Source organism: Mesorhizobium sp. M1004 (assembly GCF_040318795.1).
Taxonomy (GTDB): Bacteria; Pseudomonadota; Alphaproteobacteria; order Rhizobiales; family Rhizobiaceae; genus Mesorhizobium.
The window spans coordinates 1-21,236 of the sequence record NZ_JAMYNB010000020.1; the positions used below are offsets into that span (position 1 = coordinate 1).

Sequence of the window (21,236 nt, forward strand, 5' to 3'; positions counted from 1 at the left end):
ACGCATAAAGCCCCGCAGCGAGCACGACGAGCCCCACCAGCGTGGATACGCTGCCACTTGCCAGAACGCGGTCATAGACCTGAAGCATGAACAGCGGCGAGATGAGCGCAAGCACGTTGACCACGCCGCTGATCAACACAATGCCCCAAATCGCGGAAGTCAGAGGGAAGGGTCTCAAAGCTGAATCCTTTAAGGAATGGTTGTCACGTAAGTCTCCGGAGGCTGGCGACCCAGCTCCCTATATTGCTCCCCGACCGGCAACCGACTGCATCCGCTCGCTGGTTCAGGATCAGTGCTCCCGCCGAATATGTTTGGTCCTGGCATTTAATGGAGCGGGTCAACAACACCGTCCGGCTGAAGGTTTGGAAGGGATTCATCGTGGTCGGCCGCAAGGGCCCGAACAGGCTTCCGCCTCCACACCTTCAGGCGCGTTCATATTCGTCATCGGACAATTGCAGAAATCGATTGCTTGGATAGGCACACATTTACGAAATGGATTCACTCTCGTTCGCTTCGCCCTTCTGCTGAGCAGTTGCGGGGTCGCAGGCGGCGGGGGATCGCCATCCATGCCTCCTCTCATAGTCGAGGGGGGGCAGTTTCTCAATTTGGGGACAACTGAGACGTCCGGTGCTCTTAGGCAGAGGAATCATACGAGATCCCTCCTGCAACATCATTTCCCGCATCCACAGGCTTGCCGGATCACTATTGTGGAGCGCAGGCCATTGAACGGCCTCCGTGAATGCGGGAGGAAGTGGCGGCGGAAGTTTGACAATCCGCAGGGGTGTTGTTTTTGCGAAATGCTGCGCCAGCCGTAAGGGCATGGTCCCGATGCGGCTGGTGCCTGATACAACGGGCGGGATCAGGCTAAAGCCGTGTACGACAACTTCGATACGTCTCTCGAAACCGTGCTCGAGCAAATACCATTCCTCCATGGAGAGCTGCCGGGTGTCCCCGAATTTGAACACAACCTGCCCCATCGATAAGTATCGCTCCAATGTAAGTGGCTCTGACAGCTGCTTGTTCGTGCCGCAGCCTACGCACACGAGCATATCTTCGAACAGGGTTGCGCGAGGATGTTTCGACATGAATACTTCCGGCATGATCAGAAAATCAACGTCGCCGCGCCGGAGAAGCTCCTCGGGGTCGTCGGAAATAGGGAGACATTCAAAGCGGACGGCGGGAGCTTCCCGCGCAGCACGTTCTACGATCTTCTTAAAAAATACGAGCGTGATGTAATCGGAAAGGATAATCCGGAAGCGACGATCCGATTGGGCTGGGTTGAAGGCGTCCCAGGAAATAATCGATAGCTGGATGTGGAGCAATGCCTCCCTGACTGCTGGGGCGAGCCCCTCAGCGCGAGGTGTCAAAATGAGCTCGCGGCCGCTCATCGTAAATAGCTCATCGCTGAAATAGGCGCGTAACCGAGCAACGGCGGCGCTCATTGCCGGCTGGCTCAGGTTAATACTGCGGGCCGCCGCGGTGACTTTACGTTCCCTGACCAGAGCGTCCAACACAACGAGGAGATTCAGATCGAGTCCCTTAAAACGCATGTCTTGATCTAGGCGGCGTGTGAATGGGTTGCGACCAAACATTCAATTCGAATGGTGAGTAGCGTCAACGCATCAGCCTTCGACGAAAAAGAGCAATCGAAAAGAAGAAGGGCAAAACTGTGTATATGCAAAGCGCGCCGATATGCAGGCCCATTTTGTCAATCGGACGGCCAAGCATCGCTGGACGAATGAGGTCGATTGCATGTGCGAGCGGTAATAAGGAGGCAGCATACTGAAAAGCGCCGGGCAATTGGTTGATCGGAAACATCGCGCCGCAAAGGAACAGCATGGGTGTAATAACAAGCGTATTATAAAATATGAAATATTCATAACTGGGCGCAAGCGCCGTGACGACCATCGCTAGACTCGCGAAGGCGAGGCCATTGAGAGCGATGACTGGCAGCAAGCAGAGGATGGATGGCCACGATGCGTAGCCGAGCGTGGTGGCAACAATAGTGATTGCTGTGCCCGCCATGAGGGCCTTCGTGGCTGCCCACGCCAATTCGCCGAGTAAGATATCGCCGAGCGTCAGCTGAGTGCATAGCATTCCTTCCCAGGTGCGCTGGTCGCCCATGCGGCCGAAACTCCCGTAGACCGTTTCAGCGGTCGCCGATGCCATCACGCTTGTGGCAACCATGCCAGCCGCGAGAAACGCAATGTACGAAGAGCCCTCAACAGGACCTATCATTGTTCCGATGCCAAAGCCGAGACCGAACAGATAGATCATCGGATCGGCGAGGTTGCCGAGAACCGATGCAAGCCCGATTTTCTTCCATCCAAGATAGTTGCGGCGCCAAACCGCGACCCAATTCCACGCATTGGCGGGCATGCCCGCCGCATAACGTTCGCCCATTGTTCAGTCCTCCATCTCGCGCCCGGTTAACCGCAAAAACACATCCTCGAGATTGGGGGGACGCTGCAGAAGGCGTAGACCCGTGCGCCCGCGTAGCTGCGCCAGCACCTGCTCCGGATCGGGTGCATAGCAAAAAAGCGTCTCACCGCTCACCTCGATGCGCTGTGCGTACGGCCGGATCAGCGCACCCAGTTCATGCGGATTGCCGCCGTAGACCTCGACCACGTCACAGCCGATCTGCTCGTCAATGAGTTCGGACGGGCGACCTTCGGCGATCTTGCGCCCCTCCTCCATAACGCACAGCCGATCGCACAGCCGCTCGGCCTCTTCCATGAAATGGGTAGTCAAAAGAATAGTCTTGCCCCGCGCCAGCAGCGATCGCAGCCGATCCCAGATCAGGTGGCGGGCCTGCGGATCGAGGCCGGTGGTCGGCTCGTCCATCACCAGCAAGTGCGGGTCATTGATGAGCGCACGCGCGAGCGTCAGGCGCCGCTTCATGCCGCCGGACAGTTCGGCGACGCGCGCATCCGCTTTGTTCTCGAGGCGGGCGAACTCAAGCAGCGATGGTATGACCGCATCGATCTGGCGTCTGCTCATCCGGAAGTAGCGCCCGAACACCAGCAGGTTCTCGCGTACAGTGAACGCGGCATCAAGATTGTCGAACTGCGGGACCACGCCGATGCGCATACGTGCCAAACGCGCGCGCGCCGGCACTGGAGCGCCGAGCACAGTAATCTTCCCCGCATCAGGCGATGTCATGCCGAGGACCATACGCGCAATCGTGCTTTTGCCCGCGCCGTTCGGTCCCAAGAGCCCGAAGCATTCCCCCGCCGCAACGCGGAACGACAGCCTGTCGACAACGAGCTTGTCATAAGTTTTGCTTACGTCAGTAAGGTCGATCGCTATCATGGACATGGGTTCATTTTACCGAGAGGGACGACAAAACTGGCGGTTGCTTGGTTCCCTGCCGACCTGAAACTGTGACTCGTCTTCGCCATCCCCGCCGTCGATAACGAACTGATCGACATCACAAGGATCTAGCCGCTGCTCAGCTAAAGCGGCGACAATTGCGTCGAGATTATCGATGGATTGGTAACGCGGATCGTTGTGCCGCTTTTCCTGGTCATCGCAGAAGACGAGCCGTCCATCCTCGACCAGGGCGATCGCCCCATCATGGGTCAGCTTGGTACCACAGATGCGCATAGTGTCTCCACGTTAACGGCGATAGATTCGAGATTCATCAGGAAGCGGAAATCGGGTTCCGGAAACGGACGAGCAAGCAGTCTTCGTTGACGGACTCGCCCCGACACTCAAGCCGCTCTACCTCGATCAACGTTTCGTTCAGCATGGCCATGACCGGCTCAGCACCAGCGGCGTGACCCCAGCGACGGCAATTAGCATCCCTTGCCGATCCGAAGATCAGATGCCCGCCTGGCGCAAGCACCCGCACCAGGTTTTTGATGGCCGCGCGCATCTCGGCTATGTCTCCGAGGTAGTAGAGGACCTCCGCCACAACGATCACGTCAAACAACTCGTCGGTCGAAAACTGTTGAACATCGCAGACTATCCAGTTGATGCGCGACGGCTCCTTTATCCGTTGACGTGCTCGAGCAATCGCTTGCGCCACGACATCGATGACGGTGAGCCCTTGGCAGTAGGGGACTAGTTTTTCCGTGAATGCGCCGGCAGCGCACCCGACTTCGAGGGCATTTGTAATGGAGCCTTGGGCAAGCGCCAGCTGGAGCATTTGCGTGTGGCGCTTCCGCTCGAATGGATTGCCGTCGAGGCGCCACGGATCGTCAGCGGCCAATTCCCGATCAAGCAACTGATGATTCACGTTCTGGGTCAAACTCGTGCACCTCTCGTCCATTAGGTATTTGCGGTCAGTCGTCGCCGCAAATGTTGTCCGACAGGACTAATTCCGAAGAATCCCGCGCAAGATTGAGCCTGCGAAGCGGAGCCGAATGGGGCGAGAGTTCTGCCCTGCTGGAACCAGTGATCGGAGCTTGGGTGGGGGCCTGTTTTCCCCCAGTGTTCGATGTAGCGACAGCAGAGCTTCGCGACAGCCAATCGCTATTGCTCAAGGTACACAGCGCGTAGGCCTTCAACGGAAGCAAGAGAAAGACGTTGATGAACGTGTGCAGCGAAAAGCCAAGAAATCGAAATTGTCGAGCACGAAATGCTACCACGCTGCATCGGAGCATGGTCATGGACACAATCATCAGTCCTGTCCACCAAGGCACAGTGCCTGTCAGTGCGAAATGTGCGAGGCCCGTTAATACCGATAGGGCGAGGAGTAGCGCGCCGAGATTCTGTCCGACCACGTCCAACGTGAGATAGCTATTTAGGCTAGGCAGCAAGCGCAGCCCAAGCAGCGTGTCCCGGAATGTGCTTCGTGCCCAACGGAGTTGTTGGCGCAGATACGGTCCGAGTCTGTTCGGAACGACTGTGGCCGCGATGGCGCTCGGAACGTATTCGGTTCGAAAGCCTGCTTTCAGCATCAGGATAGTGAGATGGCGATCCTCACCGAAGTCGCTTGGCTTGCCCCGAAAAAATTGCGACTCGTACTGGTCCAGTAACAAAAGGAGCGCAGACCGGCGGTACATGGCACATGGGCCGCAACAGCACATAACGGCACCGAAGCGAGCCTGTGCCGCGCGCTCCTCGTTGCAAGCCAGCCAGTACTCCATGTCTATCAGCCTGGTCAGCCAGCTCTCGGTTCGGTTACTGGCCGTCAATTGACCCATGACTGCGCCGACCGCTGAATCTCGCATCTTCGGTACAAGCTTGGAAATGACGTCGGGCGCGAGTACCGTGTCTGAATCAACGTTAAGCACCAGATCCCCTGATGAGCGTCGTATCGCGGCGATCTGCGCCTTGCGCTTTCCAACATTCTCGGGAAGCAAAATGATGTCGAACCTGGGGTCGCGCGCGTAGTCTTCGTGGACAGTTCCTAAGGCTTCGCGATTTCCAGAACCGTCATCAACCAAATAGACCCGAAGTCTTCCGGCGTATTCTTGGTCTGCAATGGAAGCCAGGCACTCTGAAAGCGTGCGCGGATCCTCGTTGAAGCAGGGGACGATGACATCGACGCTGGGCAGTTTGTCGGAGCCGACGAGAACCTCCAACCCCGACGAATCCTTTGTCGGCATAGCATAAAGCCCTTGCATGCTCTTATAGGCAGTCGAGAGCAGTGCATAAAGCGAAATGGCCACAGTGCTGGTTGTACCAAGAAGAGTCATGGGATCTCGTTGTTCAGTGATGTTGAGGAAGTGAGCGGATTACAAATCCGCGCTCACGCAGTGCTGGAATCAGCCGGGACAGCGCCGTGACCGTCTGGTCGCGCATGCCGGCGTGAGCGCCCTGGCTCAACTCGCCGGGAGGGCATCCGTCGTGCAAGAGTACAATTGCGCCCGGCCGGACGGAGGCGAGCACTTTATCGATAATCGCCTCGACTCCAGGGCGAGACCAATCTCGAGGGTCGACGGACCAATGAAGGGCCGCCAGCCCGGCGATCTGTGATGCTGTGCAGACTTCTTCGCTCCAGGCGCCGTAGGGCGCGCGAACAAAGCGGACCGAGGCCTGCGGGCACGCTCTCATGATGGCGTCGTTCGCTTCAAAGACCTCACGTTGCACTTCGCCGAAACCGCATTGGTACAGATCCGGATGAGACATCGTGTGGTTGCCTACCTCGTGCCCTTCTGCGATCATCCGTTGGATTAGATATGGGTGCTCTAAGGCGTAGGCGCCGATGACGAAGAAAGTCGCCGGCACTCGCTGCTCTGCCAGCACGTCGAGAATCTCCGGTGTGAAAAGTGGATTGGGACCGTCGTCAAACGTCAGATAAACGCTTCGACGGCCGGTGCCGTCAGAGCACTCACGGCGCACTTCGTACAAGCAATCGGACCGGCTCATAGCTCTGGTCCGTTCCGATCTATCATCGTGCCCGTGGGCCATTCGCTGATCGGCCGTCCAACTGGCAGAACAATTGTGAGTGCGTCATCGATGCGTGTGGGCGGCAGGTCGAGGCGGGCCTCTGGTCGGGTGGAGCGCACGCGAATTCCCGACAAAACGGCCATAGGGCTGTATCGCCGTCCGAACCTCTCAACATGATTCCGCAGCGCGTCCCTGACCGTTCCGAAAGCGAATGGAACGCCAAGCTCCTGCAGTATTGGAAGCATGACATGGATTGAATGGGCGATTCCCAGACCCTCAAGGTCCGGACGTACCCCGTACAGGCCCAGTTCAGCCACCAACAGGTCGACCGCGTCGACCTTGATGAAACGGCGCAGTATGCCCATGTGAGCCGCTACACCGCTTGAATCATAGGCGATTACGCGGAGTTCAGGCCTGGCTCCGGCCCAGCTTCGACTACCTTCGAACGGTTCTGCGTTGGACGCCCCAGTCGGCCCGTACGTATCACGAAAGAACTCGGCGAGCTTAACGTGATCGGAGAGCTGCAACTCGTTTTCCCAGCACAACTTCCACTGCACCTGATGGCGCATTCAGGACCTCTCTTCATATTGGTTTTTGCGGCCGCATTACTCGACCAAAGCGGCGTTGTTGGCTGCACTCAGCCGTTGTCGTTGGCGAAGGTGAGCCAGACACTCTCTCGAAGTTCCGGCCCGTGTCGTCGATTTGAGCTTGACGTCGCTCATTTACGTTCCTCTAATGCATGGCTCGTAAATTCGTAAAATTGATTGTTTGAATGATACGCATCCACACGTTGGATAGAACATGACATGCGTTTTAAAGGGCTGGATCTAAATCTCCTCGTTGTGCTGGACGCTCTGATGAGGGAGCGTAAAGTCACTGCCGCGGCTCGCAGTATCAACCTGAGCCAGCCGGCCATGAGCGCCGCCGTTGCTCGGTTACGCGCCTATTTCAACGATGAGCTATTTACGATGAACGGCCGCGAGCTCATTTTGACACCGCGCGCCGACGGGCTCGCTCCAGCAGTCCGGGATGCATTGCTGCACATCCAGCTATCGATTATTTCCCCCGACGCCTTCAACCCGGCCCAATCGGATCGCCTCTTCCGAATCATGCTTTCCGATTACATCACGCTCGTATTTTTTAGGACGATAGTAGAGCGCGCTGCGCGGGAAGCTCCCGCCGTTCGCTTTGAATGTCTGCCTATTTGCGACGACCCCGAGGAGCTTCTCCGGCGCGGCGACGTTGATTTTCTAATCATGCCGGAAGTGTTCATGTCGAAACATCCTCGCGCAGCCCTGTTCGAAGATAAGCTCGTAGGCGTAGGCTGCGGCACGAACAAGCAGCTGTCGGAGCCACTTACATTCGAGCGATACTTGTGCATGGGACATGTTGTGCTCAAATTCAGGCACACCCGGCAGCCCACCATGGAGGAATGGTATTTGCTCGAGCACGGTTTCGAGAGACGTATCGAAGTTGTCGTACAGGGCTTTAGCCTGATCCCGCCCGTCCTGTCAGGCACCAACCGCATCGGGACCATGCCCTTACGGCTGGCGCAGCATTTCGCAAAAACAACACCCCTGCGGATTGTCCAACTTCCGCCGCCACTTCCTCCTCCTGCATTCACGGAAGCCGTCCAATGGCCTGAGCTTCACAATAGTGATCCGGCAAGCATGTGGATGCGGGAAATGATGTTGCAGGAGGCATCTCGCCTGGCGCCTTTGCCTGAAATCATTGAGCGTCTCGGGCACGCCGATCCGACCTTTCGTTTCTTGGTACCGACTGCCACCTCGAAATCGCGTGCGAAGTCCCGGAAGATGTTGAGCCCCACCTAATCACCGCCTGTAAGACAGGCTGATCAGCATGTTCGACAAGCGCCGGCGCGGCGCGTGTTACCTACGTTCTGGGGCTGATCTCAGGCGAGTTGCTCGTCGAGGATGTGTGGCAGAGTGATGCCAGCTGCCTTGATTGCCCGCTTTGGCCGTAGGTGGTGACGACGCGAGCATTCTTTTCGATGGCGGCTTCTGGAGGCGGACGCGATCGCGTAGGAGCGGTTGCCCTTCGGGCGTCGGGCCTTTGGCCCGGCAGAGCGGCGCAGTTCCTTGCTAAGTGCGAGGGGCCGGAACGAGCAGAACACACGCCCGGGCTGCTACTGAATTGACTGCCGCCTCGATTTGCGTGCGAAGTCCCAGAAGATGGTTAGCCCGGTTAAATTCCTACCTTGCCGGCTGTGCCGCGGCTTTTCACGTGCAGCCAGGCGAGGAGATGGCGGTCGACGAGGTCGACCCCAAATGGACTGTGCTGGCCTCGCTCGGCTCCTGCCGTGCGGGATCATTGACCACACCCCCTGCACGAGAACGTGGGGCATGTTGGCAAGTGAAGCCGGTGGAGGTTGACGCTGCGGATCTAGGCAATCTACCTCGCGCTTCCGCCTTCATATATTTTCCGGCAGATGGATGTCGAACGGCAGAAATGTCTGTCCGGGTGTTTCGGCGGTGCCGGTCTCGATAGCCCGTGTCATCAGCGTTATCAGCTCCTGGCAAAGCCGGCGCATTGGCGTGGCGACCGCCATCGTGACGATGTTATCTGCAAGCGCTGCCCGAGACTCAGGTGTGATTTCATTCACGATCGCGACGAGATCCCGACTTTTGCCCTCTTCTCGGAGCGCGGAGATGGCGCCCTCCATGCCGCCGCCGGCGACATAGAAGCCGACGAGCTCGGGCTCCCGCTGCATGAGATCAAGCGTTGCCTCGTAGGTGATCTGCCGTTTCTCGAGGTTCATGACCGGATCCAGCACCTCGAACGTGGGCGCGTTCTCACGGCAATAGGAGCGAAAGCCGACGTCACGGAGCTCGTGCCCCTGGAAACGATGGCTGCCGACAAACACCGCCACTTTGCCGGGCCGTTTTGCGACCTTGGACACCATCCAAGCGGCCGTGCGCCCCACCTTGCGGTTGTTGAGGCCGATATACCCCTGTCGCACGCCGGCGGCGAAGTCGGAAAGCAGCGAGAAAACCGGAATGCCCTTGGCCTTGAGGTCCTCAACCGCTGCTGTGATTTTCGGGTGGTCCGGTGCCACCATCGCGATTGCATGGCAGCGTGCGCCCAACTCCTTGAGCGGCGCGATCAGGTCGCTCGGCATATGTGACGGGGCGAATTCGACGAGCGGAATGCCGTGGAAGGACTGGGCCAAATTGACCGATGCTTCGACCTCGCGCGCAAAATCTTGGTAGAAATGCTGGGCCGGTTTTCTCAAGATGAAGCCCAGACGGTAGTGCGGTAGGTCTCGCCGCAACCGCTGCTTGATTAGCCCGGCAGCATGATAGCCGATCGCCTGGGCGGCGTCGTGGACCCGCCGCGCGGTCTCCTCGCGCACCGGATGGCGGGCGTTCAGAACCCGATCGATCGTTGCTACGCTGACTCGGGCTTCGCGGGCGAGATCGGCAATTGTGGGGCGCTTGGTCATAGGTCCTATTCTGATTGGTTTTTGACGCGGGCCGGCTCTCTGTCCGCCTAACGCGTTTCGGTTTCGGGTGGCAAAGTGAAGACGTCCCCATACGAATGGGCACAGCGTGTTGGACGAACATCATTGCAGACGTAAACCGGCCGGGTATACTGAAAGGCTCATTCGCTTAAAGGGCGGTGACGATTTGCACTCACACATTTAGCGCTTCTGATACATGGTCCGTGAGGAGCCGTTTAGAGGCTGCGGGTCGGTCGTTCAGTTATGTGACCAGCTAAGCGACTTCACAGGTCGTGGGCCGCCCACCTTACTTGCAGGAGGGTAGCCGGTTTGATGCCTCGGTAAGCTGATGACCGCTGAAGGCAGCTTTCATCTGTGCTCGGTCCAACTCTCCTTCCCAGCGTGCGACGACGAGGGATGCCACTGCGTTGCCGACGCAATTCGTCAGCGCCCGGCATTCGGACATGAATCGGTCGATGCCGAGTATCAGTGCCATCCCAGCAACGGGAACACTCGGAACTACCGCGAGCGTAGCCGTCAGGGTGATGAAGCCCGCACCTGTCACACCTGCAGCGCCCTTGGAGGAAAGCATTGCTACGAGCAGCAGCAGCACCTGATCGCCGATGGACAGATCCGTGTTCGTCGCCTGTGCGATGAAGAGAGCCGCTAGCGTCATGTAGATATTCGTGCCGTCCAGATTGAACGAATATCCGGCCGGGATGACGAGACCCACAACCGAACGCCTGGCGCCGGCCTTCTCCATTTTCTCCATCAGCGACGGGAGCGCCGCCTCCGAGGAGGACGTTGCGAGGACAAGCAGCAGCTCTTCCTTGATGTAACGAATGAGAGAACAAATCGAAAAGCCGTTGTAACGGCAGACTGCGCCGAGAACCCCGAACACGAAGAGGAAGGCGGTGAAATAGAACGTCGCGACCAGCATCGCGAGGTTGACTACCGAACCGATGCCATATCTGCCGATGGTGAAGGCCATCGCGCCAAAAGCGCCGATCGGCGCGGCCTTCATCAGAATTCCGACGAGCTTGAAGACAGGCACAATGAGCGCCTGGAGGAAGGAAACGACAGGCTTGCCCGTCTCTCCGGCCATCGCAAGCGCCATGCCGAACAGAACCGAGAAGAACAGCACCTGCAGGATGTCGCCTTCCGCGAAGGCACCGACGATCGTTGGCGGGATAATGTTCATCAGGAAGCCGGTGACCGACTGCGCTTTGGCTTTTGCGGCATAGGTATTCACGGCCTGGACATCGAGCGAGGCCGGATCGATGTTCAGGCCGTCGCCAGGCTGGACGACATTGGCGACGATGAGGCCGACGATCAGCGCGAGCGTTGAGAAGGTGAGGAAATAAACCATTGCCTTGCCGGCGACCCGGCCGACCTTATGAAGATCGTTCATGCCGGCAATGCCGGTCGCAATTGTCAGGAAGATGACAGGCGCGATGATCATCTTGACCAGCTTGATGAAGGCATCACCCAGCGGCTTCAGGCTCTCGCCGGTCTCCGGATAAAAATAGCCAATTGCGACGCCGAGCGCGATGGCGGCAAGCACCTGGGCGTAGAGCTTGGTGTAGAAGGGTTTGCGGGGGGGCGCGGGACTCGCGCCGCGGACTTGTGCAGCTGACACTGTTTCTCTCTCCCTGACCGGATCGAGGTGGCGTGACTTCTCCCGGGCTTCTCCCTATCGCGGCGCTCCGGTCGAACGCTGCACCAACGCCGCCGCAATACCCATGCCAGATGAATCCGCATCACCTGAACTGATGTGGGCTCGCCAATGATGGAGGAGCGGTGTCAGACCAGCGGGCAAGGCCGCGGTCCGAACGCCCTTGATGGTCTCTGGCAGAGTGCTGCCGGTCGATCCCTCTGGCTAGCGGTTTTGCTGCACAGAGCGTGGTGGGTTCCTCGTTAGCCGGCTTTGGACCGGGCCCCATCGTTGGCGCCAGCGCGTACCAATAGGTCGCCTGTTCAAGGCCGTCCAGATGACAGGCTAACTTACCCCTGTTCGGAAGCGCTCGTTTCTAGACAGCCTACGACCATGCAGCCACTGCAATCACAGAATAAATTCGGACGGCCTTTTGGACGACCCATTTTGCAAATCAACGCCCGCAGCAGGGGCAGCCGTTTCCAAGCGGTCGCATCGTAATCTGTTCAGACTTTTCGATACGCTCATTGAGTGTGCCGATTTCGGCCCCCGTGATGATGCTGACCACGACGATGCGATTCATAAAGTTGCGAGCACCGCCTAGGAAGTCGTACTCAACGCCAGCTTCGCGCCTTCACACCCGACATCGCCGCCGCCTGATCAACTCGAGAAAGATGGCGGTTGCCGCAACCGACCAGTGCCGTTGGCGGTTATTATCGCTCCCGACCCTCCTTCGCGGGCGCTGGTGAATGGCACGGCCCCGCATTTACACTCCGCGCGGTCAGCCGCTCGGGCAACGCATGGCCGGCCCGTATTTCTGCTTCAACGCAAGATAGAACTGATGAATCCTATCATAGGCCGCGAGGTTTCCTTTCACAGATGAAAGAAAGCTCGATTGACTATGCCGCCTCGCTCCAGTCTTTTGAAAACAACGTGTGTTTGCCCGGGGCAAGCCAATAACATGGCCAAGCCTCGTGGAGGGAGTAGCCAAGCGATGCGTCAGGGCTAGACCCGCTTTGCACTCGACCACACGGCGGCGGCACGAGTTCACGTCGGAGCATTTTCGCGCGTGCCCACGATGTCGCGGCGCACATGCCGCCAGCCTAGATTTGATGGCGCGAGATCGAGGATCACATGCACCACAACATTAGCAAGTCAGAACAGAATGCCCGCGACTGCGGCATATCGCTGCCGAATGCGATAAAGGGTTGTCCAAAGTCCGACACGAATCCTGCGAGTGTGGCATTGCACGAGCGCGCGCTAACCGGCATCTTCGAAATATCGAAAGTACTCGCCGATGCCGCCCGGCTCGAACTCAAGTTGGCCAAGGTAGTCGATCTCCTGCACTCGTTTGTGCAGATGCGGCACGGCATCATCGCTCTCTGCGATGCCGAGGGCGGACTGGACATCACAGTGGCCAGCGGCTGCGGCACGAACGGCAATGAGCCCTCCCGCTCGCGCCTGCCGCGCAACGCCATCGACCAGATTGTGACGACCGACACGCCGCTTGTCGCCGACGACATAGTGATGCATCCGACCTTCACTGCCGCTGATATCGAGGTGCTTGGGGCCTCCGACACCGTGTCGTTCATCGGCGTTCCCATTCGTGTTGATGGGAACGCCATAGGCGCGCTGACTTTGGACCGGGTTTTGGAAAGCAGGTCAAGCTATCGGCTCGACGATGATGTCCGGCTGCTTACCATGATTGCCAACATGGTGGGACAGACAGTCAAGTTGCATCGCTTCTCCGCGGTCGACCGCGAGCGAACGCCGGAGCTGGAACATCGGCTGCAAACGAAATTTTCTGATGTTAAGCACCCTGCACCCCGGCGCAAAAAGGTCCACGTCGAGGGGATGATTGGTGACAGTCCGGCTATAAGCGCCCTGCTGGAGAAGATCGCGGTCGTAGCGAAGGCAAAAACCACAGTTCTGTTGCGAGGTGAGTCCGGTACCGGGAAGGAGCTGGCTGCCAAGGCAATTCACGAGTTGTCGCCGCGCGCCAAGCGGCCCTTCGTTAAACTCAATTGTGCAGCGCTCCCAGAGACAGTCCTGGAATCCGAATTGTTCGGTCATGAGAAGGGTGCCTTCACAAGCGCATTCAATTCCCGCAAGGGGCGTTTTGAGCTCGCTGACAAGGGGACGTTGTTTCTGGATGAGATCGGCGAGATCTCGGCCTCGTTCCAGGCAAAGCTACTGCGCGTGCTGCAGGAGCAGGAGTTTGAGCGCGTCGGCAGCAATCAGACCATCAAGGTCGATGTTCGCGTGATTGCCGCCACGAACAGGAACCTGGAAGAGGCGGTTGCAAGGAATGAGTTCCGCGCCGACCTATACTACCGCATCAACGTGGTTCCCTTGCTGGTACCAGCATTGCGCCAAAGGCGCAGCGATATTCCGCTCCTCGCAGCTGAGTTTCTCAAGAAGTTCAACGACGAGAACGGCTGTACGCTCACCTTCGATCCGCGTGCGATTGAAGTGCTGATGAAATGTGAGTTTCCCGGCAACATTCGCGAGCTTGAAAATTGCGTGCACCGGACAGCGATCCTGGCCGAGGGACTGTCAATCGGGAGAAACGACTTTGCCTGCTCCCAAGGCCAATGCTTTGCCGAGGCGCTGTGGAAGTGCAGATCGGGCAAGGCCGCGCTGCAACCACCGCCGATCCTGCCGGAGTCAGCGAATTTGGCCACGCCCCCGGACGAGGCCGCCAGTTCGGCCGCGACTAACCCACTTGCCGGCGCAACCCACCCAATTGGCGCGAGGACGCCCGATATAGAGCGCGTCATTGCTGCCATGGAAAGATGTGGCTGGGTGCAGGCAAAGGCAGCGCGCTTGCTTGGGCTGACCCCGCGCCAGATTGGCTACGTGCTGAGGAAATACGGCGTCGAGATCAAGCGTCTTTGAAAGCATGACCCTGGGCATGAGCTGAGCAGCTTAGCGCCTTGGCGCCGCGCAGCGATGCAGATCCGCGTGCGCGTCAACTCGATTCGACCGAGGACAGGTGGCTGAATTCCCATGTCAGCCGGCGCTGCGACCATTGTGTGAAAGGCAACCCTGCCATCGTCCAATCCCGTCCGCCATGTTGCTCTCGTTGCGAGCTCATGCGGATGCCCCTGTGTGACTGAAACGGAGTTAAATATGTCCGACGCAAAACTGCAAACTGTGCTTTCGGCTCTTTCGCAAGTGACACGACAGTTGGATGCTCTGCCGTCCAACGGACCAGCGCCGGACGCAAATTTTATCAAGCTGAATACAAATGAGAACCCGTTTCCGTTGCCGCCAATCATAATGCAAAGTGCAGTGGCGGCCCTCAAGCGCCAGTATCTATATCCGGATGACGATAACTTCAGACTGAGGGAAGCAGCGTCCAGCGCCTATGGCGTTTCCAGGGATCAGGTCATCGCTGGCAACGGGTCGTCTGAACTGCTCGGACTGATCTACAGAGCTTTCCTCGCACCCGGCGACAAGGTTGCGATGATGTCGCCAGGGTTTTCGTTCAACCGCAAACTTGCCATGCTCCAGGGCGCTGAGTTCCTCGAAATCGGATGTCAAGCTCATTCCCTGCCAATGGAGCAATTGCTTTCTGGTCCGGCAAAAGACGCCAAGTTCATTATGTTGGCCAATCCAAACAATCCGACCGGAACATTCCTCCCGATAAGCGATATCGAACGCCTCGTAGCACAATCGGACCGCTTGATTGTCCTCGATGAGGCCTACGTCGACTTTGCACCCGATCACGGACTGCGCCTCATCAACCGGTATTCGAACCTTCTGGTCTTGAGGTCATTCTCGAAAAGCTATGCCGCCGCCGGCATTCGCGTCGGTTTCGGTTTCGGTCACCCTGAAATTATTGGAAGGCTGCGAAACATCCAGAACGTCTTCAACATGAACGTGATCGGGCATGCCGTTGGTATCAGCGTGCTTGAGCATCGCGGCGCCTACGCAGACAACCACAAGCACATCAAGGATGAACGAGAGCGAGTGACAGTTGCACTATCGCAACTCGGATTTTCCGTAACACCCTCCCGCGCAAATTTCTTGCTGGCCCGTGTGCCCGCGGGACAGGACGGCTCATGGTGGCAAGCAGCATTGGAGAGGCAAAAGATACTTGTCGCGTTTTTTCCGGACAAAGGCTTGGAACACTGTATCCGCGTCAGCATCGGCACAAAAGAGCAGATGGATGAATTTCTTGCTGCCGCTGGCGACATTGCTGGAAGCTTAACGGTGCCAAGCTCCAGAGGCAGGGAAGCGTCAGGCTCTGCTTCTTCGTTACGCTGACGCTAATCGGCGATCACACACATCTCTTCCGACTTGCTGGTGATCCCAGCAAGAAAACAGCCTGCTTTTAAAATCGGGGACTTAAAGAGTGACAAACGTCTTTCCTTCAAACCTGGCTTTCGGCATCTTCGATCATTTGGATGAGGATGGCCGCGATATAGGCCGGCAGTACGAAGATCGCCTGATATTAGCAGAGGCGTGCGATCAGCTAGGGTTCTATGCCTATCATCTCGCAGAACACCACTGTACTCCCCATGGGAGAGGTCCATCGCCGAATCTGTTCTTATCGAGCGTCGCCCAGCGCACCCGGCGCTTGCGTCTCGGACCCTTGGTGATGCTGCTTGCGCTTTATCATCCGCTGCGTGCGTTCGAAGAGATCTGTATGCTGGACCAGTTGAGCGGTGGCAGGCTCGAACTGGGCATAGGGCGCGGTGCTCTCCCGACCGAATTGGGCTACTTCGGGATTGGTGCGGACGCGGTGCCGGGCCGTTATGCCGAAGCCAGCGAAATTCTTATGCAAATACTTGTGAATTCGAGGGAGGTCGGCACGCTATGCTATCAAGGCCGCCATTTTGATCTCAATGACGTTCCTTTGACGCTAAGACCTCATCAGCGTCCACATCCGCCCACATGGGTCGCTGCCAATCGACCCGAGTCCACAGCTTGGGCCGCTGCGAATGGAACAAATATCGCGTGTGTAGGACCTTCCTCTTCTGTTCGCAAAACTACTGATGCGTTCCGCGCCTATCGAGAGGACAACGCAGGCGGGGGGGATCAAGGGAGATTTGTCGGATTGCTCCGCATGGTCGTGATTGGGCGTTGTGACACACATGCCTATTCGCTCGCGGCACCTGCTTACGCACGCTGGCTCAAGAGCTTCCAATTCCTTTACGAGCTTAACGCTATCCCCACTCCACCAAACTTGCCGCTAACCTTCGATGCGGCAGTCGAGAGTGAATTGTGCGTGGTAGGATCAGCAGAGTCTGTGCGAAAAGCTCTGCTAGATCAGTTGGAAGAGGCAGGTGCCAACTACCTGCTTTGTCAAATGGCATTTGGAAATCTGCCGCTAGATGCTTCCCTTTACACCGCGAGGACCATTCAGTCCGAAATCATGGCTCGACTTGGCTGACCATGTGCTCGAGCTTGCACGTGGTGGGGCGGGCAATCGGGAGGAGGCCAAACTGACGACGAGCAGGCGGCACAGAATACCAGCTTGTGCGTTGGCTGGCGTCTGGGCCATCGTGTGAACATGCACGATCCTAAGGAGAGGGTAGCCGAGCGCGTCACGATGCCGGCACGCGTCTGCTCGTCGCGCTGGCGCTAGTCGTTGCCCATAGCCAGCCGCAGGAGGTTCTTCTCGCCCGGGGCGGCGTCGGTGCGGCGCCCACTAATCCAGCTTCATCAGCGGCCCGTCGGTGGCAAAGCCGTCGCTCGCTACGGCGCTATTGAGGGCGCGCTCGCGAGCGGCTTTGCGACGCCCAGCCAACACCTCCAGCGAGCTCGCCCGATGATGGTGGTGCACCGCGGTCGGATACGATGCTGGAGGAAATCGTTCGCAGCCGGTCTTCACGAATTGCGAGGAGTGCTCGTTCTTGAGTGCTGGCTGCTGGCCGGATGCGGTGGCCTGAGTGGTCTGCCGACACGCCCGAAAGTCAACGCCACTACCACAAGGCCGCCAAGATGTCAGGTCTGAGAGCCAGCTTGGACGGTGGTATCGTGTTCGGGAAGGTCGTCGAAGGAGGCGTAGTTGAGATAGTAGAGTTTGGAATACAGGCCGCCCATGGCTATTAACTCATCGTGGTTGCCAGTCGCAATAACTTGGCCATTCTGAAGCACGATGATGCGGTCGGCCCCCCGGACCGTGGCGAGACGGTGGGCGATGACGAGGCCAGTCCGCCCTTCAAGCAGCTTGATCAGAGCCTTCTGAATCTGCAATTCCGTGTAGCTGTCGATATTGGCGGTAGCTTCGTCGAGCACGAGGATCTTGGCGTCAGCGACGAGGGCGCGGGCGAAACTGATAAGCTGGCGCTGGCCGAGAGATAAGTTGTCGCCGCGTTCGCCAAGTTGGCTCTCATACCCGTCGGCGAGGCTCATGACGAAGTCATGCGCGCCGACAGCCTTGGCCGCCTCGATCACCTTGTCGCGCGTGGCTTCCGTCTTCTGGTATCGAATGTTCTCGAAGACCGTCCCGGTGAACAGGAATGGCTCCTGCAGCACCATGGCGACCTGGCGGCCGAGCGATTCCTGGGTGAGGTCGCGTACATCATGTCCGCCGACCAGCACCTGACCCTGCTGAACATCATAGAAGCGGTGGACCAGGGCCATCGCACTCGATTTGCCAGAACCGCTCGGTCCGACTAGTGCGACCGTCTCGCCCGGATTGACCTTGAACGAGACATTTTTCAGAACCGAACGGTTCGGATCGTAGCCGAAGGTGACGTCCCTAAACTCGACCGAGCCGTCCATTTCGGGCGAAAGCACCTCGGCATTGGGTTTGTCCTTAACATCGATCTTGACGTCGAGCACATCCGTCAGGCGCTTGCCTGAGGCCATGGCGCGCTGCATGACCGAATATTGCAGGGTGAGTGAGCGGATCGGGTCAAAGAAGCGCTGGATGTAAAATAGGTAGGCTACCAACACGCCCACATCTATACGGCTATTCATGACCATCGAGCCGCCGACCACAATAACGGCGGCCAAGGCGAGGCCGGTGATGCCATCGACGATGGGCACCATGACCAGTGCATATCTGGCAGCGATCAGGTGGGTCCTGAGGTTGGCATGGGCCCGATCGTCAAAAAGACTGAAATTCACCTGCTGGCGGTCCATTGACTGTATGGTCCGCACGCCGTGAATGGCTTCGGCCAGCGCGCCATTGACGACGGAATTGGTTTCGTGTGCAGCCATGAAGGCGTCGCGGGCACGCGGCAACCAGACAATGCGGACGATCACCAGGATCGGCAGAACCGATAGCGTCAGGAGGCCGAGGCGAAAGTCGAGCCACAGCATTACGAAAACGATGCCGAAGAGAAGCGCAACATCGCCTAGGGAATATACCGAGGTTTCCAGGAACTCCTGTATGGAGTTAACGTCGCCTTGCAGGCGCGACATCAGGCGTCCGACCTCCGTCTTGTCCATGAAAGAGAGCGAAACCTTTTGCAGATGGCCAAACATGGCGCGGCGGATGTCGAACAGGACAGTTTCGGCCATTTTCCCATCCAAGGCTTCCTGCATGTAGCCGGCGGCGAAATTGACCAAAATCGCCGAAAGGAACGCGCCGACGGCCGCAAGCTGGGCTGAGCGATCGGGCCTTGCCGGGTTCATGCCGAGGTCGATCGCGTAGCGGATGATCAAGGGGATGAGAAGCTGCGTCCCGGTGAAGATCAGCATCGCGACAATCGTGACAACTACCTTTGCCCGGTAGGGATGGACGAAGCCCCAGATGCGACGGAGGATGCTCTTGTCGAAAGCCCGGCCGAACATCTCCTCCTCGATCCGGTGCGAGCCGACGACCGCGCGCGGAGGGCGTCTCCCGTCGTCAGGTTCGGCTTCGAGTTCGCCGCGGCCCTGGTCCATCAGCGGGCGCCCCCATCCTGGCTAATAATGCTATCACCCGGGCACGTCTGGAGATCGTAAAGGGCCCTGTAGCGTCCCCGCTTCGCCAGAAGCTCTTCATGCGTGCCGCGTTCTACGATTTCGCCGTTATCGACAAAAAGGATTTGATCGGCATGCTTAAGCGCACTCAGCCGGTGCGCGATGATGATCGTCACCCGATCCTTTGCGAAGCGCCGCATCGCCGCGCGAATGCGCAGCTCGGTGCCGGCATCGATCGCGGCCATCGAGTCGTCGAAAATGATGACGGAGGGGCGCAGCATCATGGTGCGAGCAATCGTGAGACGCTGGCGCTGGCCGCCAGAGAGAGAAACGCCGCGTTCGCCCACGACCGTCTCATACCCTGCCGGGAGCCCGAGGATGTAGTCGTGGAGCTGGGCGAATTCTCCAGCGCGTTCAATTCGCTGTCTCTTCGCCCAGGGATCGCCATAAGCGATGTTGTTCTCGATCGTTGTGGTGAATAGGAACGCATCCTGCTGTACAACCGCGACCGCCTTGCGAAGGCTCTCGAGGGTGACATTGCGTATGTCCTGGCCGTCCAACGTGATGGCGCCACCGGTCACGTCGTAAAAGCGGGGGACCAGATGAGCCATCGTCGATTTGCCGGAACCCGGCGGACCGACGATCGCGATCGTCTCGCCTCTCCGGGCCTCAAAGCTGAGGTTCTTCAGAATGGCGCGGTTTTCGGCGTTGGGGTAGGCAAATGAGACATTGTGGAAGCGCAGAGTGCCGTCACTTATCTCAAGCGGTCTGGCCTCGAGAGCATCCCTGATGGTGATCTCCTGATCGAGGAGACCGAAAAGCCGCGAACCGCAGCTAGAAGCGCGGGCAAACGCATTGACCATGAGACCGATCTGGCGGACTGGCATTTGCAGCATGGTCATGAAGGTCAGGAAGGTCGCCATGGTTCCGACGCTGATCTCGCCAGCGACGAGCTTGTTGCCACCGATCCCAAGCACCAATCCCATTGCGAAAAAGTAGGACAAGGTCATCGCCGACGTGTTGGGTACGTAGATGTCAACGAGATCGTTGGCGAGGTCGAGCGCGTTCTTGGAAGCGCCGTCGAACTTCAGCATCTCATAGGATTGAGCCGCAAAAGCGCGGACCACACGGATACCTGCGAGATTTTCCTTCATCACGCGGCTTAGTACCGAAAGGCGCTCATAGAGGTCGAGCCAGGTGGCGCGCAGCCTAAGCTGTGTGGTCGATGAGCGCCAAGCGACAAAAGGCACGAAGCTGAGCGCGGCCAAGCCGAGCACGGGATCGGTCGAGATCATCATGTAAGCGCCAATCCCGATCAGCATCGTCAGCAGGAGCACCCGCATGAGCCCGGTGGAAAAATACATCCGCACGCCTTCGAGATCGAGCATTCCGGCGGTTATCAGATCGCCTGAATGGGCCCGGTCGTGAAAGGAAAAGCTTAGACGCTGGATCTTGTCGTAGTAGGCGAGCCGCAATTCGTACGCGACATGATGCCCGACGGCTTCGGCAAAATAGTTCTGCGCCATCGTGAAAACGCCGCGTAGCGCGCTGACGGCGAGCAGCAGGAGAGCCGGGGCCCAGAGCGCTTGTCCTGCCGCAGCCCCCGCGACACCGCCCCCGATAGCTGTCTGGGTCTGGTCGACAGCCCGGCCGAGAAGCTGGGGAATGAGCAACTGGAGGATTGCCGCCATGATCGTCGAGCCCATAGCGAGGGCGACCTGCCACGGATGGCGCAGATTCATACGCGTGATGCGCAACAGCGTACTCAAATCCCGGCCCCAGCGCGCCGCTTCAACATGGGCCAACGAATTCAGTGCGTTCGTTGCGCCGCTGACAGCTTCACTGTTCACGGGTGTATTCCCGACTGCATTTTGCGCCTTCGAGGAAAGCCGAAGCAGACATCATCAAAGGCATCCG

14 protein-coding genes and 4 pseudogenes are annotated in these 21,236 nt (G+C 58.3%); 4 read left to right on the forward strand and 14 right to left on the reverse strand.

Annotated elements, in window-relative coordinates; genetic code table 11:
• The 9 genes and pseudogenes from NKH54_RS28835 to NKH54_RS28875 form a co-directional block, all read right to left on the reverse strand.
• Nucleotides 1-178: pseudogene (locus NKH54_RS28835) on the reverse strand (type I secretion system permease/ATPase); the annotation flags it as partial.
• A gap of 430 nt (nucleotides 179-608) precedes the next feature.
• Nucleotides 609-1,550: pseudogene (locus tag NKH54_RS28840) on the reverse strand (LysR family transcriptional regulator); the annotation flags it as partial.
• Between the two features lie 64 nt (nucleotides 1,551-1,614).
• Nucleotides 1,615-2,403, reverse strand: coding sequence for an ABC transporter permease (locus NKH54_RS28845; RefSeq protein WP_023672240.1), 789 nt, complete (start codon nucleotides 2,401-2,403; stop codon nucleotides 1,615-1,617).
• Nucleotides 2,404-2,406: 3 nt separating this feature from the next.
• Nucleotides 2,407-3,318 (reverse strand): nodulation factor ABC transporter ATP-binding protein NodI, encoded by a 912-nt coding sequence (gene nodI, locus NKH54_RS28850; RefSeq protein ID WP_023685034.1) that lies wholly within the window; start codon nucleotides 3,316-3,318, stop codon nucleotides 2,407-2,409.
• Between the two features lie 54 nt (nucleotides 3,319-3,372).
• Nucleotides 3,373-3,606: pseudogene (locus tag NKH54_RS28855) on the reverse strand (carbamoyltransferase N-terminal domain-containing protein); the annotation flags it as partial.
• 37 nt (nucleotides 3,607-3,643) lie between these two features.
• Nucleotides 3,644-4,273, reverse strand: a complete 630-nt coding sequence (gene nodS / locus NKH54_RS28860) for a nodulation methyltransferase NodS (protein ID WP_023672237.1) — start codon at nucleotides 4,271-4,273, stop codon at nucleotides 3,644-3,646.
• Nucleotides 4,274-4,286: 13 nt separating this feature from the next.
• Entirely contained in the window at nucleotides 4,287-5,645 is a 1,359-nt protein-coding gene (gene nodC / locus NKH54_RS28865) for a chitooligosaccharide synthase NodC (RefSeq protein ID WP_023829773.1), read from the reverse strand.
• A 13-nt stretch (nucleotides 5,646-5,658) separates the two neighbouring features.
• Nucleotides 5,659-6,318: a chitooligosaccharide deacetylase NodB gene (gene nodB / locus NKH54_RS28870; protein ID WP_023672235.1), complete on the reverse strand. Its 660-nt coding sequence runs from the start codon at nucleotides 6,316-6,318 to the stop codon at nucleotides 5,659-5,661.
• Nucleotides 6,315-6,908: a NodA family N-acyltransferase gene (locus NKH54_RS28875; RefSeq protein WP_023694280.1), complete on the reverse strand. Its 594-nt coding sequence runs from the start codon at nucleotides 6,906-6,908 to the stop codon at nucleotides 6,315-6,317. The genes nodB and NKH54_RS28875 overlap by 4 nt, the downstream gene beginning before the upstream one ends.
• Before the next feature lie 237 nt (nucleotides 6,909-7,145).
• Here NKH54_RS28875 and NKH54_RS28880 point away from each other — a divergent pair, with 237 nt between their 5' ends.
• Nucleotides 7,146-8,171, forward strand: a complete 1,026-nt coding sequence (locus NKH54_RS28880) for a LysR family transcriptional regulator (protein WP_023685028.1) — start codon at nucleotides 7,146-7,148, stop codon at nucleotides 8,169-8,171.
• 80 nt (nucleotides 8,172-8,251) lie between these two features.
• On the opposite strand, the pseudogene NKH54_RS32565 reads toward NKH54_RS28880, so the two are convergent.
• The 3 genes and pseudogenes from NKH54_RS32565 to NKH54_RS28890 form a co-directional block, all read right to left on the reverse strand.
• A pseudogene (locus NKH54_RS32565) lies at nucleotides 8,252-8,479 on the reverse strand (IS1634 family transposase); the annotation flags it as partial.
• A gap of 291 nt (nucleotides 8,480-8,770) precedes the next feature.
• Nucleotides 8,771-9,802, reverse strand: coding sequence for a LacI family DNA-binding transcriptional regulator (locus tag NKH54_RS28885; protein ID WP_023672231.1), 1,032 nt, complete (start codon nucleotides 9,800-9,802; stop codon nucleotides 8,771-8,773).
• A gap of 304 nt (nucleotides 9,803-10,106) precedes the next feature.
• Entirely contained in the window at nucleotides 10,107-11,438 is a 1,332-nt protein-coding gene (locus NKH54_RS28890) for a dicarboxylate/amino acid:cation symporter (RefSeq protein WP_353029470.1), read from the reverse strand.
• 1,149 nt (nucleotides 11,439-12,587) lie between these two features.
• Between NKH54_RS28890 and nifA the strand changes: the two genes are divergently transcribed.
• The 3 genes from nifA (at nucleotide 12,588) to NKH54_RS28905 (ending at nucleotide 16,854) form a co-directional block, all read left to right on the forward strand.
• Entirely contained in the window at nucleotides 12,588-14,351 is a 1,764-nt protein-coding gene (nifA, locus tag NKH54_RS28895; protein WP_023672228.1) for a nif-specific transcriptional activator NifA, read from the forward strand.
• A 234-nt stretch (nucleotides 14,352-14,585) separates the two neighbouring features.
• On the forward strand, nucleotides 14,586-15,725 hold the full coding sequence (hisC, locus tag NKH54_RS28900) for a histidinol-phosphate transaminase (RefSeq protein ID WP_023750026.1): 1,140 nt from the start codon (nucleotides 14,586-14,588) through the stop codon (nucleotides 15,723-15,725).
• 88 nt (nucleotides 15,726-15,813) lie between these two features.
• A complete protein-coding gene (locus NKH54_RS28905; RefSeq protein ID WP_031194208.1) occupies nucleotides 15,814-16,854 on the forward strand; it encodes an LLM class flavin-dependent oxidoreductase in 1,041 nt (346 codons plus the stop codon).
• Nucleotides 16,855-17,408: 554 nt separating this feature from the next.
• Here NKH54_RS28905 and NKH54_RS28910 read toward each other — a convergent pair.
• Together NKH54_RS28910 and NKH54_RS28915 are read right to left on the reverse strand one after the other, a co-directional pair.
• Entirely contained in the window at nucleotides 17,409-19,301 is a 1,893-nt protein-coding gene (locus tag NKH54_RS28910; protein WP_353029471.1) for an ABC transporter ATP-binding protein, read from the reverse strand.
• Complete coding sequence (locus tag NKH54_RS28915; protein WP_023712675.1) at nucleotides 19,301-21,169, reverse strand: ABC transporter ATP-binding protein; 1,869 nt, start codon at nucleotides 21,167-21,169, stop codon at nucleotides 19,301-19,303. Before NKH54_RS28915 ends, NKH54_RS28910 begins: the two co-directional genes overlap by 1 nt.
• Nucleotides 21,170-21,236 lie beyond the last annotated feature (67 nt).

Coding starts and splice junctions, on each gene's coding strand:
- NKH54_RS28845 (WP_023672240.1), bottom strand. CDS start 2,403: ATGGGCGAACGTTATGCGGCGGGCATGCCCGCCAATGCGTGGAATTGG.
- nodI (WP_023685034.1), bottom strand. CDS start 3,318: ATGTCCATGATAGCGATCGACCTTACTGACGTAAGCAAAACTTATGAC.
- nodS (WP_023672237.1), bottom strand. CDS start 4,273: ATGGACGAGAGGTGCACGAGTTTGACCCAGAACGTGAATCATCAGTTG.
- nodC (WP_023829773.1), bottom strand. CDS start 5,645: ATGACTCTTCTTGGTACAACCAGCACTGTGGCCATTTCGCTTTATGCA.
- nodB (WP_023672235.1), bottom strand. CDS start 6,318: ATGAGCCGGTCCGATTGCTTGTACGAAGTGCGCCGTGAGTGCTCTGAC.
- NKH54_RS28875 (WP_023694280.1), bottom strand. CDS start 6,908: ATGCGCCATCAGGTGCAGTGGAAGTTGTGCTGGGAAAACGAGTTGCAG.
- NKH54_RS28880 (WP_023685028.1), top strand. CDS start 7,146: ATGCGTTTTAAAGGGCTGGATCTAAATCTCCTCGTTGTGCTGGACGCT.
- NKH54_RS28885 (WP_023672231.1), bottom strand. CDS start 9,802: ATGACCAAGCGCCCCACAATTGCCGATCTCGCCCGCGAAGCCCGAGTC.
- nifA (WP_023672228.1), top strand. CDS start 12,588: ATGCACCACAACATTAGCAAGTCAGAACAGAATGCCCGCGACTGCGGC.
- hisC (WP_023750026.1), top strand. CDS start 14,586: ATGTCCGACGCAAAACTGCAAACTGTGCTTTCGGCTCTTTCGCAAGTG.
- NKH54_RS28910 (WP_353029471.1), bottom strand. CDS start 19,301: ATGGACCAGGGCCGCGGCGAACTCGAAGCCGAACCTGACGACGGGAGA.